General features: G+C 56.5%; 15 protein-coding genes. 13 read left to right on the top strand and 2 right to left on the bottom strand.

The features are described 5' to 3' along the window. Nucleotides 1–20: 20 nt before the first annotated feature. Nucleotides 21–2,642: an aconitate hydratase AcnA gene (acnA, locus tag PCAL_RS04285; RefSeq protein ID WP_011849488.1), complete on the top strand. Its 2,622-nt coding sequence runs from the start codon at nucleotides 21–23 to the stop codon at nucleotides 2,640–2,642. A gap of 162 nt (nucleotides 2,643–2,804) precedes the next feature. Here the strand turns inward: acnA and PCAL_RS04280 are convergent, their stop codons facing one another. Then, entirely contained in the window at nucleotides 2,805–3,485 is a 681-nt protein-coding gene (locus tag PCAL_RS04280) for an acyltransferase (RefSeq protein ID WP_193322899.1), read from the bottom strand. Between the two features lie 46 nt (nucleotides 3,486–3,531). On the opposite strand from PCAL_RS04280, the gene PCAL_RS04275 reads away from it, so the two are divergent. Then, entirely contained in the window at nucleotides 3,532–3,858 is a 327-nt protein-coding gene (locus tag PCAL_RS04275) for a hypothetical protein (RefSeq protein ID WP_011849486.1), read from the top strand. Between the two features lie 18 nt (nucleotides 3,859–3,876). Further along, nucleotides 3,877–5,100, top strand: a complete 1,224-nt coding sequence (locus PCAL_RS04270) for a coiled-coil domain-containing protein (RefSeq protein ID WP_011849485.1) — start codon at nucleotides 3,877–3,879, stop codon at nucleotides 5,098–5,100. Here PCAL_RS04270 and PCAL_RS04265 read toward each other — a convergent pair. Beyond that, complete coding sequence (locus tag PCAL_RS04265) at nucleotides 5,083–5,376, bottom strand: hypothetical protein (protein ID WP_011849484.1); 294 nt, start codon at nucleotides 5,374–5,376, stop codon at nucleotides 5,083–5,085. The two genes, PCAL_RS04270 and PCAL_RS04265, sit on opposite strands and share 18 nt — an antisense overlap. Nucleotides 5,377–5,471: 95 nt before the next feature. On the opposite strand from PCAL_RS04265, the gene PCAL_RS04260 reads away from it, so the two are divergent. The 10 genes from PCAL_RS04260 to PCAL_RS04215 all read left to right on the top strand — a co-directional run bounded on the left by PCAL_RS04260 (nucleotide 5,472) and on the right by PCAL_RS04215 (nucleotide 15,500). After that, a complete protein-coding gene (locus tag PCAL_RS04260; protein ID WP_226951997.1) occupies nucleotides 5,472–7,094 on the top strand; it encodes a hypothetical protein in 1,623 nt (540 codons plus the stop codon). 75 nt (nucleotides 7,095–7,169) lie between these two features. Further along, nucleotides 7,170–8,294 (top strand): DUF1512 domain-containing protein, encoded by a 1,125-nt coding sequence (locus PCAL_RS04255; RefSeq protein ID WP_011849482.1) that lies wholly within the window; start codon nucleotides 7,170–7,172, stop codon nucleotides 8,292–8,294. Between the two features lie 35 nt (nucleotides 8,295–8,329). Next, entirely contained in the window at nucleotides 8,330–8,647 is a 318-nt protein-coding gene (locus tag PCAL_RS04250; RefSeq protein WP_011849481.1) for a hypothetical protein, read from the top strand. Between the two features lie 53 nt (nucleotides 8,648–8,700). Then, nucleotides 8,701–8,931 carry a ribbon-helix-helix domain-containing protein gene (locus tag PCAL_RS04245; protein ID WP_193322898.1) on the top strand — a complete coding sequence of 77 codons (231 nt, stop codon included), beginning with the start codon at nucleotides 8,701–8,703 and terminating at the stop codon, nucleotides 8,929–8,931. Between the two features lie 32 nt (nucleotides 8,932–8,963). After that, nucleotides 8,964–10,430: a phenylalanine--tRNA ligase subunit alpha gene (gene pheS, locus PCAL_RS04240; RefSeq protein WP_011849479.1), complete on the top strand. Its 1,467-nt coding sequence runs from the start codon at nucleotides 8,964–8,966 to the stop codon at nucleotides 10,428–10,430. Further along, nucleotides 10,427–10,963, top strand: coding sequence for a nicotinamide-nucleotide adenylyltransferase (locus PCAL_RS04235; RefSeq protein WP_193322897.1), 537 nt, complete (start codon nucleotides 10,427–10,429; stop codon nucleotides 10,961–10,963). Before pheS ends, PCAL_RS04235 begins: the two co-directional genes overlap by 4 nt. 795 nt (nucleotides 10,964–11,758) lie before the next feature. Next, the gene (locus PCAL_RS04230; RefSeq protein WP_193322989.1) at nucleotides 11,759–12,565 is read left to right on the top strand and encodes an NAD+ synthase; all 807 of its coding nucleotides are present in this window, start codon (nucleotides 11,759–11,761) and stop codon (nucleotides 12,563–12,565) included. Then, the gene (locus PCAL_RS04225; RefSeq protein ID WP_011849476.1) at nucleotides 12,558–13,031 is read left to right on the top strand and encodes a PadR family transcriptional regulator; all 474 of its coding nucleotides are present in this window, start codon (nucleotides 12,558–12,560) and stop codon (nucleotides 13,029–13,031) included. Before PCAL_RS04230 ends, PCAL_RS04225 begins: the two co-directional genes overlap by 8 nt. A 41-nt stretch (nucleotides 13,032–13,072) precedes the next feature. Further along, nucleotides 13,073–14,659: a helix-turn-helix domain-containing protein gene (locus PCAL_RS04220; protein WP_011849475.1), complete on the top strand. Its 1,587-nt coding sequence runs from the start codon at nucleotides 13,073–13,075 to the stop codon at nucleotides 14,657–14,659. Continuing rightward, on the top strand, nucleotides 14,634–15,500 hold the full coding sequence (locus PCAL_RS04215) for an AzlC family ABC transporter permease (protein WP_011849474.1): 867 nt from the start codon (nucleotides 14,634–14,636) through the stop codon (nucleotides 15,498–15,500). The genes PCAL_RS04220 and PCAL_RS04215 overlap by 26 nt, the downstream gene beginning before the upstream one ends. Nucleotides 15,501–15,505 lie beyond the last annotated feature (5 nt).

Raw genomic sequence — 15,505 nt, 5'->3', positions numbered from 1 at the left:
TCACGTTAGTTGTACTCACGATGTCTATAGAGAAGATAGAGGTTGGAGGGAGGAGCTTCCGCATCTACTCGCTTAAGTCGCTTGAGAGAGAGGGGTACGACGTGGCTAGACTGCCCTACTCGATAAGAGTATTGTTAGAGAACGTAATGAGGAACTTAGATGGGCGGGATATAACCCGGGAGCACTTGGAGAGACTTGCCCGGTGGAATCCCAAGGCGCCTGAGGGCGAGGTGGCCATCAAGGTCTCGCGCGTAATTATGCAGGACTACACGGGGGTTCCCGCCGTCGTTGACTTGGCCACGATGCGGGATATTGTGGCCAAGATGGGGAAAGACCCCTCTATTGTGAATCCGCAGGTGCCAGTGGATCTGGTAATTGACCACTCGGTGCAAGTGGACTTCTGGGGGTCTAGAGAGGCTCTGAGGCGAAATATTGAGCTAGAGATCGAGAGGAATAGGGAGCGCTACCGCTTTTTGAAGTGGGCGCAGCAGGCTTTTAAGAACTTTAGGGTGTTTCCCCCCGGCACGGGGATTATACACCAGGTGAATTTGGAGTACTTGGCCAAGGTCGTGATGACGGAGGGGGACTTGGCCTACTTTGAGACGTTGGTGGGGATGGACAGCCACACGACTATGATAAACGGCCTCGGCGTGGTGGGCTGGGGCGTGGGCGGCGTAGAGGCGGAGGCCGCGATGCTGGGAGAGCCCATCACGATCCGCGTGCCGAGAGTGGTGGGCGTCCACATGTACGGCGAGCCTAGGCCCGGCGTCACTGCGACTGACATAGTGCTAGCGATTACCGAGGCCCTCCGCAAGGTGGACGTAGTTGACGCCTTTGTGGAATTCTTCGGCGAGGGAGTAAAGAAGTTGGCCGTCCCCGACAGGGCCACCATCGCCAACATGGCCCCCGAGTACGGCTCTACCACCGGCCTATTCCCAGTGGACGAGAACACCCTCTCGTATCTCAAGGCCACGGGCAGGCCGGCTGAGCACGTGGCGTTAGTGGAGGCCTACTACCGGGCGCAAGGCGTCTTCGGCGGCGTAGAGGGCGCGGAGTATAGCCAAGTGGTGGAGCTCGACCTCTCTGCCGTGGAACGCAACGTAGCAGGGCCAACGCTTCCGTGGCAGAGGAGGACTCTGGCCGAGGTTCCCAAGAGCTTCGCCGAGTTTCTACAGGAGAGGAAGAAGAGGGGACGGAAGGCCGTGGAGATAGAGATAGATGGGAAGAGGGTCTTGTTCGGAGATGGGGACGTGGTAATAGCCGCGATCACTAGCTGTACCAACACCAGCAACCCCTACCTCCTAGTGGCGGCTGGCCTCCTCGCCAAGAGGGCTGTGGAGCTTGGGCTAAGGCCTCCGCCGTATGTAAAAACCAGCTTTGCGCCTGGCTCGCGGGCCGCCGCCGAGATCCTCGAGAGGAGCGGGTTGCAGAAGTACTTAGACGAGCTGGGCTTCCACGTCGTGGCCTTTGGGTGTACCACCTGTATAGGCAACTCCGGCCCCTTGCCCGAGCCTGTGGCAAAGGCGATAAAGGAGCACGACATAATGGCCGCCGCAGTGTTATCTGGGAATAGGAACTTCGAGGCAAGGGTGCATCCCGACGTCCGCGCGGCGTATTTAGCCTCGCCTCCCCTCGTGGTGGCCTACGCCCTCGCTGGCACAGTCAACAAGAACTTAGACTCCGAGCCTCTCGCCAAGACGCCGGACGGCAAGCTGGTATATTTGAAGGACATTTGGCCCACTCCGCAGGAGGTGAATAGAGTCGTCGAAGAGTGGCTCGACCCCGCGATCTACGTGGAGAAGTATAGCAAAGTAGATGAGTATGTGCCAGAGTGGAAGGCCCTCGAGGCCCCCTCCGGCCTCCTCTATCCCTGGAGGGCGGACGACACATACATCCAGCCGTCGCCGCTGTTTGAGACAGAGGTCAAGCTCGAAGACATAAAAGGTGCCCGCCCGCTCCTCATCCTAGGGGACAGCATTACCACAGACCACATCTCGCCCGCTGGCGCCATTACTAAGGACAACCCAGCTGGGCAGTACCTACTATCGCTGGGGGTAAAGCCGTCGGAGTTTAACACCTTTGGCGCACGGCGCGGCAATTGGCAGGTAATGGTCAGGGGGACGTTCTCAAGCAAGGGGTATAGAAACAAGATCGGCAACTTGGAGGGCGGCCTGACGATAAAGTTCCCCGAGGGCAAGGTCATGACTGTCTATGAGGCGGCTGAGGCCTACAAGAAGGAGGGAACCCCCGTGATCATAATCGCTGGCAAAAACTACGGCGCTGGCTCTAGCAGAGACTGGGCGGCCAAGGGCCCCAAGCTGTTGGGAGTCAGAGCAGTCATAGCAGAGAGCTTTGAGCGCATCCACAGGTCCAACCTCACAATGGTCGGCATTGTGCCTATACAGCTCCCGCCCGGGGTCAAAGTAGACGACTTGGGCCTAGACGGATCTGAGACCTTTGACATACTAGGCCTCTCCGACCTGGCGCCGGGAAAGGAGGTCGTGATCAGGATACACAGGCGGGACGGACGCGTAGACGAGATAAAGGCGAGGGCCGCCGTCTACACGTGGGCAGAAGTCGAATACATTAAGCACGGGGGCATACTCCCCTACGTGTTGAAGAAGTTGCTAAGCCGGGCGTAGCGCTTTCTCGACCCTACCGCGCAATTCACCATCTTTGTGAGCTACTTGGCTCACACCATTTGGTTATGATACTCTTTTTGCGCTGACACATGGTTTGAAGAAGCCGCCCTAGGCCCTCTCTCGTATGCGGTGTTTTCGTAGGCTGGCTTACCCCGCACCGCCTTATGTGACGCCTTCGTATACAGACTTTTTCTTGAGGTACTCCTCTGCTTTGCCTATCACTCTCGCTGGCACTCCGGCTACGACGGTGCCCGGCGGCACGTCTCTAGTCACCACGGCGCCTGCCGCCACCACCGCGCCTTCCCCCACTTCAATGCCGGCTACCAATGTGGCGTTGGCGCCTATGACGGCGCCTCTTCTAATAACCACTGGTGCAAGTCTCCTGCTAGGGGGATACTTGTCGTTTGTTATAACAGCGTTGGGGCCTATGAATACGTCTTCCTCTATTACTGTGCCGTTGGGTATATACACCAAGGACTGTATCCAGGCGCCGTCGCCGATTTTCACGTCGCGCTCTATTATGGTCTGTGTGCCGATTCTCACGCGGCTTCCAATCTTGGTCAACTCTCTGACTAACACGTTGTGGCCGAACTCCACGCCGTCTCCGATTTCCACGTCCTCGTATATCACCACGCCGCTTCTTACGATAACTCCTCTGCCTATCCTCGCGCCGTTACTCACTTCGTCGGGCGGCTTGAAGGTCAGGAGCTTGGCCCTCGAGGGGTAGCCGACCACCGCCGCGTCGATGTACGAGTCCTCGCCCACCGCCGTGGGGCCGTAGATGTAGGCGTCTGGCGACACGTACCTCGCGTTAATCTTCGCCTTGGGGGATATGAACCCCATGGGCGTTGCGTTGAGTCACCTTTATAAGATGTATGCTGTAGGAGGCGTGGTTGAGGAATTTGGCTACCCGGACTACGTGGTGGAAATTCTCAACGAGCTGAAGGAGTTGCGCAGGGAAGTGGCTAAGTTGCAACAACAGGTGGCCGAGCTGGCTAAGCGGCAGTCTGAGAGCCGTGTGTCTGACGCCGACGTACTTGCCGCCCGCTTGAGGGAAGAGCTGGATAAGCTAAACGCCGCGGTGGTTGCTGTTTTGGAAAATGCCAGTTGGCTGAGGTCGGCAATTGCCGAGGGGGTGTACAAAAGAGAGGAGCTGTGCGCCGCTTTGTTGGAAAAAATATTGGCGTTGCAGGAGTTGTTGAAAAGGAATTTATAGCCGTGCGCCCAATGTGCTATGTTTAGGCGGGAGGACGCTGGGAAGAAGCTCGACGATGTTATAAAGAAGCTTTCAGACGACGTTGTCGCACTTTCGGCTCGGCTGGAGGAGGCGAAGAACGAGGTGGTGGCAGAGGTTAAGTCCAGCTCGCTTGATTTGAAGAAGTCTGTGGAGGGACTCGCATCGCTCCTCAGCCGCGTGTCGAGGGACTTGGCGGAGGGGGCGGCCCAGCTCAGCAGAACCGTCGCCCAGCTCAACGCCTCCTCTGAAAAACTTGCGGAGCTTTCGGCGCTGGCGGAGCGGCTCTCCGCCTCGGCGAAGGCTGTCACAGATGCCACTAACCAGTTCATTTCTCTCGCCGAAAAGCTTGAGGACGTGGCCGCCAAGGTGGGGGGCTTGGCCGAGCAGCTCAACGCCTTGAAGGCCCAGAGTGAGCAGATCAGAAGCGTGGCTTCGGCAATGTTGGAGCTGATGAAGGACTTCAACGCCAAGATGCAGGAGTATGAGAACAAGATGCGTCAGTTTGCGTATAAGGAGTCTGAGCTTAAGACGAGAGAGGAGGCTCTGCGGAGGAGGGAGGGCGAGCTTGCGCTTATGTTGGAAAACTTGAAAAAGACGGCGGAGCTCTCAGACCCCGTAAAGTCGGCCCTTGAGGAGGCCAAGAAGGCCTTGGCGCTGTTGGCCGCAAGGCAACAGGAGGTGGCGCAGAAGGAGGAGGAGCTGAGGGCGTTGAGAGAGGAGCTTTTGAGAAAGGAGTTTGAGCTAAAGAAGGCTGAGCAAGAGTTGCTGGTGAAGCAGAGGCAGTTGTCGGAGCAGGAGGAGAGGGCCAAGGCCCTCCTCGCGCAGGCGGCTGAGGTGGAGAAGCGGCTGGCCGAGCTTGCTCAGAAGGAGCAGGAGCTCGCCGAGTTGCAGAAGGCCCTTGAGAAGAGGAGGGCCGAGCTCGAGGAGCTTGTAGCCAAGTACAAGGTGTTTGAAGACGCCGTGGCGAAGAAGCAGGAGGAGCTGAGGAGGCTGGAGGAGGCCGTGAGGGCCAAGGAGGTAGAGCTGTTGGACAACTTGGGCAGATTTGCCAAGAGGCTGATAGAGGAGGAGCAGAGGCTCAACGAGATGGAGAGGCGCGTCGTGGAGCAGGAGAGAGAGGTGTTGGCGTTTTACCGTAGCCTCTTGCTGAGAGAGGCTATGTTGGCGCAGCTAAAGGCGCAACTTGAGGAGTGTAAAAACAAGCTAGAGAAAGGGGAATAACGACTTTAGAAAGCCGTATCCAAGAACTCCAACTGCGATCACAAATGTGGCTATTAGCAACGCTTGTAGCAACCTAACCTCTGCCCTCTCCCTCTCATCTGCGGCGATGTCGAGAGAGGCGGAGAGGTCCTTAAGCGCCACTCTGAAAAGCACAACCGCGATCAGAATGAACACGAGGTCCAGCGCGGCGGCGATCCACCTCTCTGCCCCGAGGATTAGGAGGCCGAGAGTGAGGACCCCAATCTGGTACAACGTGGCGTAGAGACTCCACCGCACGCCCAACTCAAAAGGGCCTTATTTAAGAGTGACGGATGAGGCCACAGCCAGGGCCCACCCCCGAGCTTGCGGCGGAGGGGACAGGGAGAGCGGCCATGCGCCAAAGACTGCCAGCTGTGCAAAAGTCGCCCCGCCTCTGCCGTATGCCGCTGTCGCCTCCCTTTTTGAACGTCTTAATCGTGTCGCTTGCCTATTTAAACACCGGCGCGTATGGCTATATGTTAGGACTGTTGCTCTTAGCCATAAATGCCACGTTAGCCGCGGTGCCTATACCATACGTCCCCTACGTATACACGGCGCAGATAGGCGGCTGCGTCAACTTCTCCGCGTACATCGACCCGCTTTCGCCGTGGGGCATATCCTCCGTCTACGTGGTATTAAACAACGGGGCAGTAGTTGCGCCACAGCTAAATCGGTACCCCACGCCCAAGTACGTCAGCGGGACGGCGTGCGGGGACTTTATCTCAGTTAAAGTGGACAAGTGGAGGAGCCTAGGCCCCCTAATCCCCGTGTCCGTCAAGGGGCAAGACTCGGCGTTGTTATACCAGGGATTCCCGCTGGAGGTCAACGGCACGGCCATCCTTGTGGTCAAATCGCTACTGCCGCCGAGGGTTGTTGGAGACTTTGTATACAGAGTTAACTCGACGGCTTTCCAAGGCGTCTACGTAGAGGAGTATATAGCATACGGCCACGTGGAAGTTTCGGGGTACGGCATAGTGAACGTCACGTACATAAGCCTCACCGGCGATAGGCCGGACTACTACATATATGTGCCGTCGAGGGGGGTGCGGGTAGAGGGGGTCAAGCCGTGGACGCCTGACATACCCCTGCTCTTTGCCTCAAACCAATCTGCAGTTGTGGGGAAGCCTCGTCTCGTGGTTGAGCCCATATCGATACCTGTGGTGGGCGAGTGCGCGGGCACGGCCACTGTGTCAAACCCCCTGCAACGCCCCCTCCTAGTCTACGTCAAACTGCAGAGCGGGGAGGAGTACGTGCTCCAGTACTACTATTTGCCGGACAACGTCACGACTTGGCTCTACAGAGGCGCAGAGGCCTGGAGCATAGACGGCGTAGAGCTCCCCGTCTCCTACGTAGAGGCCGAGGGGGGATATCCGGTGGGTAAATGCCTCGTAGAGGGCTTGAGATACTACGTATACATCGATGTGAATGGGACGACGTATAAATACCCCGCGGCCGTTAGACAAGGCACATTAGAAGCGCACACGGATCTTGTAAAGCCTAAGGTGGCTGTAGAAGCCCCCATTACCGCGGCGGTGGAGCCGCCCATTGCCAAGGCGGGGGACAACGTGACGGTCCGCCTCTTCATAAACGGCACCGTGGTGGCGGAGCTGAAGACCAAGGCGGCGCCTGTGATCAAGGTGAACTCTACCCTCTTCAAAGAGGTCAGAGTCGTGGACCTCTTAGGCTCGCCGATTCACGCCTTCGTGGTATACGTGGGGACGCTGAAGTTCTATGGCACAAACGGCGTGGCCAAGGTAGTCGCCGTAGACAACGCGGTGGTCGTGGAGGTAAACGGGGCCAAGTATCTGGCCCCGCTGGCGCCGGAGATTAGGCTTCCCACGCTGGCTAGGGAGAGCTTCTTAAAGATACTCGCCGCGGCCATCATAGTTGGCGTATCTGCGGCATTTGTGGTTGGGGTTAAGAAGAGGGAGTCTGGGGAGAAGGTTATAAAGGGTGGAGATGTGGTAGAGGTGTGATGAGGGGATTCTAGGTGACATGTGATGTAGCCCTCGAATTCTGAAACTTTTTAAAGACATAAGTAGCCTTAGACGATGTTTGCCCAAGTGGCTGGGGGAACAGACCCGCTGTGGTACTTAATTACGATGTTCATATGGATAGCGTTCATCTTCCTTCTGCAGGACTTCCAGATGTGGAGGTACCTCAGCCAGGTCAGCGGCTTTTTGACGTATCTGGGCCAGTTGTTGAACACGGCCTCTGCTAATGTGCTTTCAGCGCTTGAGAAAGCAAAGAAGCGCGATGTGCAAAGGCAGCAGTTGGAGTCGACGTTGAAGAGGATGGTGGATTTCGCCGTGATTGAGCCAACGTCGCTTGACCCCAGTGGGATTGTGCCTAAGTATAAGCACATCTTGAACACGTATCAAAGCACTTACGAGGGGGAGATCGGCAAAATTGTGGAAGACGGCGTCGCCGTCAAGAACTTGGCCACCGCCGTGGAGGCACTCCGCTACATGAACTTCATATACAAGGTGGTTGACCACTACTATAAGACCGCCAAGAGGTATAAGGCCTTCTACCTAGTGATTCAGCTCACGATGTTGCTACCCCTGTTGAAGGAGTTGACGGACACGGTCAACGAGGCGGTCAGCTCGTTCATAAAGGGGATCCCCATAGGCGACAGCGCGGGGCCGCTGGTGGCCTACAACGTGCTCAGCCAGTGCTCTGCCGTCAAGTACTACCACGACGTGAAAGACACCGTGGTGGCCGAGTGTGACTACCAGGGGAGGAGGGTCTACGTGGTGAAGGCGAGGGGGCCCGGTAGCACAGTGGGGAGGCTAGACGAGGCTGTGGAGTACGTCTTCAACACGCTGAAGGCGACTCCTAAGTACATTATTACTGTGGACGCGGCTCTGAGGCTGGAGGGCGAGAAGACGGGGGAGGTGGCCGAGGGCGTCGGCGTGGCCATGGGAGGGGTGGGCGTGGAGAAGTTCAACATAGAGACCTACGCCACTAAGTACAACGTCCCACTCTACGCCTACCTGATAAAGATGAGGCAGTCTGAGGCGCTGACCACAATGACCAGTGAAATATACAACGCGGTTCAGTTGACCACTAAGAGAGTCCTCGAATTTATAGTCAACAACGTGGGCGTGGGGGAGTCCGTGTTGTTGGTGGGGGTGGGGAACACCGTTGGAGTGGGGCAGCCGGAGGCTGCTTGACGGTTATTTTTATATAGGAGTATCAACACTGGGTCGTGAGACTTAGGGCCCCCTTCATAAGGCTTACCCTAAAGAACACCTACATGGAATTGGAGGTGGACGACGTGGTTGTTTTTGCAGAGAGCAGGGGCAGGGGGCTCTACGCCGAGATCTACATGGGCGACATGGGCTACATATATGAGCGTGGGAGATGGCTCTCCTACGACAAGGAGGGCCGTCTAAGGCCGCTATCGGAGGAGGACTTGGAGAAGTTGAAAAAACTCGCGAGGCGGCTTGCCACACTGCCGCGCTACGCCGTGTTGGAACAGCTTTTGAAAGCAATTGCCTCGGCCAAGCTTAAGATAAGCGCATAGTACGGGGGTATTATCGGGGAATGACCTTTATTAACGCGGGGAAAATAGTCTACATGCCGAGGAGCAAGAGCCAGGACAGAATGACGCTCATATCCGTCCACGTGCCAAAGAAAATGCTCGAGGAGCTTGACGAGCTGGTGAGACGCGGCATATTCCCCAATAGGAGCGAGGCGATTAGAGCGGCGCTGCGCGACCTCCTGTATAAAGAGGTGTTTAAGACAAAGGCGGCCAGAGAGGAGGAGAAAGAGGAGGAACCCCCACTGCCCCTCCTCAAGGGCCGCTAGTTCAATACATAAACCCACATTTTTCAGACCACATGCTCGTTTTACCTCCCCCGCTGTATGAAATTGTAAAAAGGGCGCAGGAGTGGCGGCCACTAGATGAAATAGCCCGCGAACTCGGCGTGACGCAGGAGAGCTTGATGAGATATGTAGAGGAGGGAAGGGCCAAGGGGGTGCTCCAAGTAGATAAACGTTACGCAGTCGCCTACGAGCTCACAGAGGAGGGTGCGCTCAGAGTTAGAGAGGGTCTCCCAGAGTACAAACTCCTCAAGGCGGCCGTCTGCGACGAGGCGCGATGCGTAATAGAACTTAAACACCCAGAGGCCCCCCTAGCCCTAGCCAATTTGGCAAAGCTCGGCGTCAAGCCCAGGGGCGGCGTCATTGAGTTGAGCAGAGACGTCTATGAGAGAGTACTTGCCTCAATTGAAGAAAAGCAGAGGGCTCTCGCCCAGTTGGATTCGGCGCCGCCCGACCTCCTCCAAGAATTTCTACGCCGAAAGCTCGTGAAGAAGGTGGAGAAGACCCTGATATACGTAAAAGCGGCGGCGCCGCTTGACTCAGTAAAGCCGGCTGAGGTTAAGACCGCGTTGACGAGCGAGGACATCGCCACTGGCCGCTGGCGCGAGTACTACCTAAAGCCCTTCGACCTCTCCATAGAGCCGCCCCAGTACCCAGCCCCCGTGCCCCACTTCTTCAACGAGTTTCTAAACTACGTCCGAGAGGTCATGGTGGGACTCGGCTTCGAAGAAGTGAGAGGCCCCATACTCGAGGTGGAGTTCTGGAACTTCGACGCTCTCTTCCAAGCCCAAGACCACCCAGCTAGGGAGGTCCACGACACCTTCTACGTGCATTGGGACGGGCCCCGGGAGGAGCCCCCCAGACACCTCATGGAGGCGGTGGGGAGGGTGCACGAGGAGAAGTGGCGCTACAAGTGGAGCCCTCAGAAGGCGCTCAACCTCGTCTTGCGCACGCAGACGACTGCCACCACCATAAGGGCGCTGGCGGAGAGGGGCGAGGGGGCCTACAAGGTGTTTACAATTGGCAGAGTGTTTAGGCCGGAGAAGCTCGACCCCAAACACAGCATGGAGTTCCACCAGCTCGACGGAATAGTGGTGGGGCCAGGCCTCACCTTCAAGCACCTGCTAGGCCAGCTGGAACAAATCGCCAAGGCCCTCGGCATGGGGAGAGTGAAGTTTAGGCCAGCCTACTTCCCCTTCACCTCGCCCTCCGTCGAGGTCTACGCCGAGCATCCAACCCTCGGCTGGGTGGAGTTCGGCGGCGCGGGCATATTTAGGCCTGAGGTCACTGAGCCGCTTGGCGTGAAAAACAGCAGAGTATTGGCATGGGGGTGGGGCCTAGACCGCGTGGCCATGATACTCCTGGGCATAGACGACATAAGAGACCTATTTACAAAAGACCTAGACAAGTTAAGGGAGTACTACGCCAGGTGGGAAAAGTACAGACGGGGAGTGGGGACTAGGGGAATCAAGTACACTCTGTGATGCGCGCATTGTTTCCCGGGCGCTTTCAGCCGCCGCACTGGGGCCACGTATACGCCATTAGAGAAATTCTAAGGGAAGTAGACGAGGTCATCGCCGCGGTGGGCTCCGCCCAATTTAACTACATAGCCAAGGACCCCTTCACCGCGGGGGAGAGGATATGGATGCTTAGAGAGGCCCTCAGAGAGGGCAGAGTTGACCTAAGCCGCGTCATTATTGTCCCTATACCAAACGTGGAGAACAACTTGGAGTGGCTCGGGAGGGTCAAGTCGTACGTCCCGCCGTTCCACGTGGTATACACGGGGAACCCCTTCGTAGCCCTCCTCTTTAGACAAGCCGGCTACGAGGTGCGGCAACAGCCGCTGTACCGCAGAGACCTCTACAGCTCCACGAGGGTACGTGATTTGATTATACGCAGAGACCCCAAGTGGGAAGAGCTTGTACCAGCCTCAGTGGCGGCAATAATAAAACAGGTAGGTGGAGAAGAAAGACTAAGAATAGCATCACTCGGCGAGGCAGAGCCACATATGTGGTAAACAACAGACAAGAACAAAACAATACACTATTTAAACTCTGTAAACAACAGCAAAACACAGATTTATATCTCCCAAATATTGTAAACTGGAGGTCCAATTAGGTAGACAGAAGCAGACCAAAGAGAAGGCTCTTCTTTGAGAACGTTTATTCCACAATGCCATGGCTAGACCCCGCGGCGTTTAAACTTGCATATAACAACGACGCCTCCCCTTCTAAGGACGGCCTCCGCCCCCTCAGCGTCCCGTCCAGTGCCACCAACTCGTCCCAATGGTATTCGGCGTTGAGCTACAAAGTACAGTAGTTTGTGTATGTCTTTACAATCGTCGTTCTTCCCTCTGCCGTACAGCAACAGCCAGCCACATGCTCACTTAAGCTTGCGACACCCCCCTCTTCTATTCTCATAGGAATATTCCGGTGAGAATAAAGAAAAATCTGTGCAAAATGGGTCCACACCGTCGGGCAGGGATGCGTGTGTTAGCTTGCCCAAGCTAACACGCACGAGAGAGTTGAAGGCGTAGACGGCGAATTTAAAACAGGGCCGCGTTAACCTGTAATATTTCAACTGCCTAGAGCCAGGTTAACTGGGCACAATTGAAAGCGTCGGCTTAACCCGGCGAGAGTTAACGGCGTCACAGGTGTGTAAAGCTAAGGAGCGGCAAAAATCTACAGCTAAAGGTTGACGAGTCGTAGAAGAGGTGATTTGGGCTCGTGTGTGAGCGAGTTGGGACCCATGGTAATGTCGGGGAAAGGGCATCGCGTGGGGGGTTCTGTTGTTTAAAAAGGTGTCTTGTTTTCTGTCTGTGGATCCTAAGTCTGTCGTCGACGCGGTGGACTACGACAAGGCGGCTTCAATAATTGTAGAGTTTATAGTGAGGCAGGTGGGTGAGGCAGGTGCGCGGGGCGTAGTTGTGGGGCTTAGTGGTGGGATTGACTCCACGGTGGCGGCGGCGCTTGCGGTCAAGGCGCTTGGGAGTGAGAGAGTTCTGGGGTTGATAATGCCGTCGGTCTTTACGCCTGTGGAGGATGTGCGAGACGCTGAGGAGGTGGCGGAGAGGCTGGGGATTCGCATGAGGAAGGTGGACATTACGCCGATTGTGGAGAGCTTTAAGAGGTCTATACCGGACTACGTAGAGGATAGGCTGGCGTCGGGGAACCTCCTCCCGAGGATTAGGATGACCATACTCTACTACTACGCCAATAGGGACAACTTGCTGGTGTTGGGGACTGGGGATAGGAGCGAGCTTCTCTTGGGGTATTTCACCAAGTACGGGGACGGCGGCGTGGATCTGTTGCCCATCGGCGGCCTTTACAAGCTCCAGGTGAGAGAGATGGCTAGGCGGCTGGGCTTTTCTAAAATAGCGGCTAAGCCCAGTAGCCCCCGGCTCTGGCCTGGGCACATGGCCGAGGCGGAGCTCGGCGCTACCTACGACGTAATAGACCCCATACTTTTCGCCGTATTTGACATGGGGAAGCCCGTGGATGAGGTGAAGAGGGTGTACGGCCCAGTGGTTGACCTAGTGCTCCAGAGAGTGCAGCGGAATAGGCACAAGCTTAACCCGCCTCCCATCCCCGACCTAGCCCCCGCGAGGAGGAATGTTTAAACGTAGGCGCGGCCTCTACAAGGGGGTAGTGCTCTACATGCTTAAGTCAAGGCCTCTGAGCGGCTACGAGATTCTCAAGGAGTTGGCCAAGCTTACTGGCGGTCGCTTCACTCCGTCGCCCGGCTCTCTCTACCCACTGCTCTCGTATTTAGAGGCCGAGGGGCTTGTGGAGGCCAGGGAGGTGTATGTGGGGAGGCGTAGGAAGAAGGTATACGCCTTGACGCAGGCGGGGGAGGCATATCTAAAGGAGCTTGAGGAAAATCCAGAGTTTGTCCAACTATTGCAGGAGCTTGAGAGGGGCCCCGGCGGGGCGGACTTCCTCGCCGCTATTAGAGACGAGCTGGCGTACATAGAGGAGGTCTTCGACGAAGTGGAAGACGGAAACGCCGACACTCTGAAAGAGATATACGAAATACTTAAGCGGTTGGAGGCAAAGGTATTACAGAGGCTTTCTAAATCCAGTTAGCTTCTCCGAAAAAACATATTAATTTGTTCTATTTTTAGAACGTGGAGGAGTATTTGAAGCGGAGCGTCGGCGAAAGAATTGCGGCGTTGAGGAGAGAGCGTGGGCTATCGCTGAGCGAGTTGGCGGAGAGGGCGGGTGTGTCAAAGTCTACGTTGTATGAGATAGAGATGGGTCGCGTGGCGCCTAGCGTTACTACTTTGTGGAAGATTGCAAACGCCTTGGAGGTTGGCTTTGGGGCTCTTGTGCCAGAGTGGGTCTTGGTGTCTGAGCGTTCCGTTGACGTTCTATTAATCGAACGGGGAGACGGTTTTGAAGCGTACTTAATGAGACTTAAGCCATACGCCGTCCACGTCTCGCGGCCCCACGTCGGCGTCGTAAGCGAGTATGTCTTTGTCGCAAAGGGCGCGGCGGTGGTGGGCCCCGTAGATTCGCCTATTTTTCTACGCGAGGGAGAAGCTACGGAGTTCCCGGGCAACGTCCCCCACTTCTATGCCCCGTTTGGCGGAGAGACGAGACTCATAGTTAGGCTAGTTTATGCGCAGAAGGAGTCAGCGGAGTTGCCTCTAGGCGTAAGAGTGGTGAAACGCCCGCCTGGGCCGCTGGGGCTTTGGTCTAGTGGGGACGTGAGGGAGTTTGGGACAACACGTGGGAGATACATCTATAGGTCGTTTTGGGCAGAGGTGGAAATTGCCCCATGGCTCAGTGAAATCCATAAGCGGTTGCTACAGTCGTTGAAGAATATAGACGTTGAAACTCTTAAAAAGTACGCAGAGGGGGATGGCCCCTTGAAGTTTTTGGCGGTGGAGACGTTGGCGTACTTTGGCATATATATGGACGTCAACGTGAGTGTTGGAAGCGCTGAGACGACGTTTGGGGAAATTTTCAGCCCTGCCCACTACGCGAGATACGAGGTATACCACCCAGGCTATGGGAGACAGATCGTGTACATAAACGAGTTAGTCGAAAGACTTGGCGTAAGGGAGGTACTCGACGTGGGCACCGGGCCTGGATACCACTTGTTCTACCGGGCGGACTGTGTAGAACCTGAGGCCGCGTTCTGGGAGATGTTGAAGGGCAAGTGTAGGCAAGTGTTGAAGGAGTTCGACGTCTCTAGGAGCTACAACGCCGTAGTCGCCATGGGATCCCCCCACCGTATCGGCATTGAGGTCTTTCTGGAGAAGGTGAGCGCCGTCTTAAAGTCCGGCGGCTTTTTAATAGTGGCAGACGAATTTCCAGGGGAGTTCAAAGACGAGGAGGAGCGGGTGATAAACGTGGCGAGGCACCATGCGGCGTATGTGTTAGACATTTGGCCACGCGATGTCGACCCGGCGCTCGCGGCGCCCCTCTTAGAGATATACCTAGCCCGAGATATGGCCAGGGTAGTCGAGCACGCGGCCGCTTTCAGGGCTGGCCTCGAGCTGGCGCAGGGCCACCCCTTCGTCGAATTTGCAAAACTGGAGGCTCTGTCGATGTACCTGGGGATGATGTACTACGAGGAGAAAAAGACGCACTTGGCTGAGTTTGTGAGTCTTGCCAAATCTGCGGGCTTTAGGCTTGTTGAGAAATCCAGAGTTTACCACACTTATGGAGACGGAGGCACCTATGTCCTCCTGTTTGAAAGAGTTTAAGGGGGGCGTTGCCGCTGGCTTGTCTCTACTCCTGCCGTATTTCTCGGTGTCCGTAATCTTTGGGGCGACGTGGACGGCGGCTGGCCTCCCAGCCCTTTTGGCCGTGGTTTCAAGCGCGTTTATTTTCGCAGGAGCAGCACAATTTATTTTACTCGGCTTAAAAGACGCCCCCGTCTTTGGCGCCTTGCTTGCAATTGCCGTGAATTTGAGGCACTTGGCCTACGGCTCGGCGATGGCGGCTAAGAGGCTGAGGCCCCTCTTGGCGCTTGGGCTTACGGACGAGGTCTTTGCCATTGCGCACGGTGCCGCAGACCCTTGCCGCGTCTTAGGGGTAGAGACAGTGGCCTATGCAGCTTGGGTCTTGGGCACAGCGGCTGGGGCAACGCTGGGACTTTTTGTTCCCAAGTTGAACGCCGACGCCGTGCTGGGAGTCCTCCTCCTAGCCGTCTCGCTACGTCCTCTGAAGTCTGTGGCAAATGTAAGCACCGTGGCTTGGGCAGTGACAGTGTTCGTGGCGCTCTGGTTGCTCTCCCTAGCGGCCCCAGCCCGCGTAGCATACGGACTGGGCATGGACGCCGCAGTGGCCGCCGTGGCCTTAGCCACGTACTTATTCCGCCTGTCGGGATTCTACTTGAGGCTTGGCGGCGGGGCAAAGGCGGCTCGCGCTATACTCATAGCACTGGGCTTTAAATCCCTGGCCTCAGCCCTTGTGGCGGAACCCGTGTCGACTCTCGTCGTTGTCGTCTCTGCGTCATTGGCGCTGTGGCGTGGAGCCAGGGTGGAGGCGGCCGTTGTCCTATCATCCCTCGTGGCGCTTCTCATGAGCCTTACTGCTTTTTAAAAGGG

The sequence above is a fragment of the Pyrobaculum calidifontis JCM 11548 genome (assembly GCF_000015805.1).
GTDB classification, from domain to species: domain Archaea; phylum Thermoproteota; class Thermoprotei; order Thermoproteales; family Thermoproteaceae; genus Pyrobaculum; species Pyrobaculum calidifontis.
Note: the sequence above shows the minus strand (reverse complement) of the source record. Positions and strands in the feature narration are given on the sequence as shown.

What these genes read in the sequence shown, in the direction of transcription:
- acnA (WP_011849488.1), top strand. Translation starts at nt 21, where the DNA reads ATGTCTATAGAGAAGATAGAGGTTGGAGGGAGGAGCTTCCGCATCTAC.
- PCAL_RS04215 (WP_011849474.1), top strand. Translation starts at nt 14,634, where the DNA reads ATGTCCTCCTGTTTGAAAGAGTTTAAGGGGGGCGTTGCCGCTGGCTTG.
- PCAL_RS04270 (WP_011849485.1), top strand. Translation starts at nt 3,877, where the DNA reads ATGTTTAGGCGGGAGGACGCTGGGAAGAAGCTCGACGATGTTATAAAG.
- PCAL_RS04245 (WP_193322898.1), top strand. Translation starts at nt 8,701, where the DNA reads ATGCCGAGGAGCAAGAGCCAGGACAGAATGACGCTCATATCCGTCCAC.
- PCAL_RS04255 (WP_011849482.1), top strand. Translation starts at nt 7,170, where the DNA reads ATGTTTGCCCAAGTGGCTGGGGGAACAGACCCGCTGTGGTACTTAATT.
- PCAL_RS04260 (WP_226951997.1), top strand. Translation starts at nt 5,472, where the DNA reads ATGCGCCAAAGACTGCCAGCTGTGCAAAAGTCGCCCCGCCTCTGCCGT.
- PCAL_RS04280 (WP_193322899.1), bottom strand. Translation starts at nt 3,485, where the DNA reads ATGGGGTTCATATCCCCCAAGGCGAAGATTAACGCGAGGTACGTGTCG.
- pheS (WP_011849479.1), top strand. Translation starts at nt 8,964, where the DNA reads ATGCTCGTTTTACCTCCCCCGCTGTATGAAATTGTAAAAAGGGCGCAG.
- PCAL_RS04225 (WP_011849476.1), top strand. Translation starts at nt 12,558, where the DNA reads ATGTTTAAACGTAGGCGCGGCCTCTACAAGGGGGTAGTGCTCTACATG.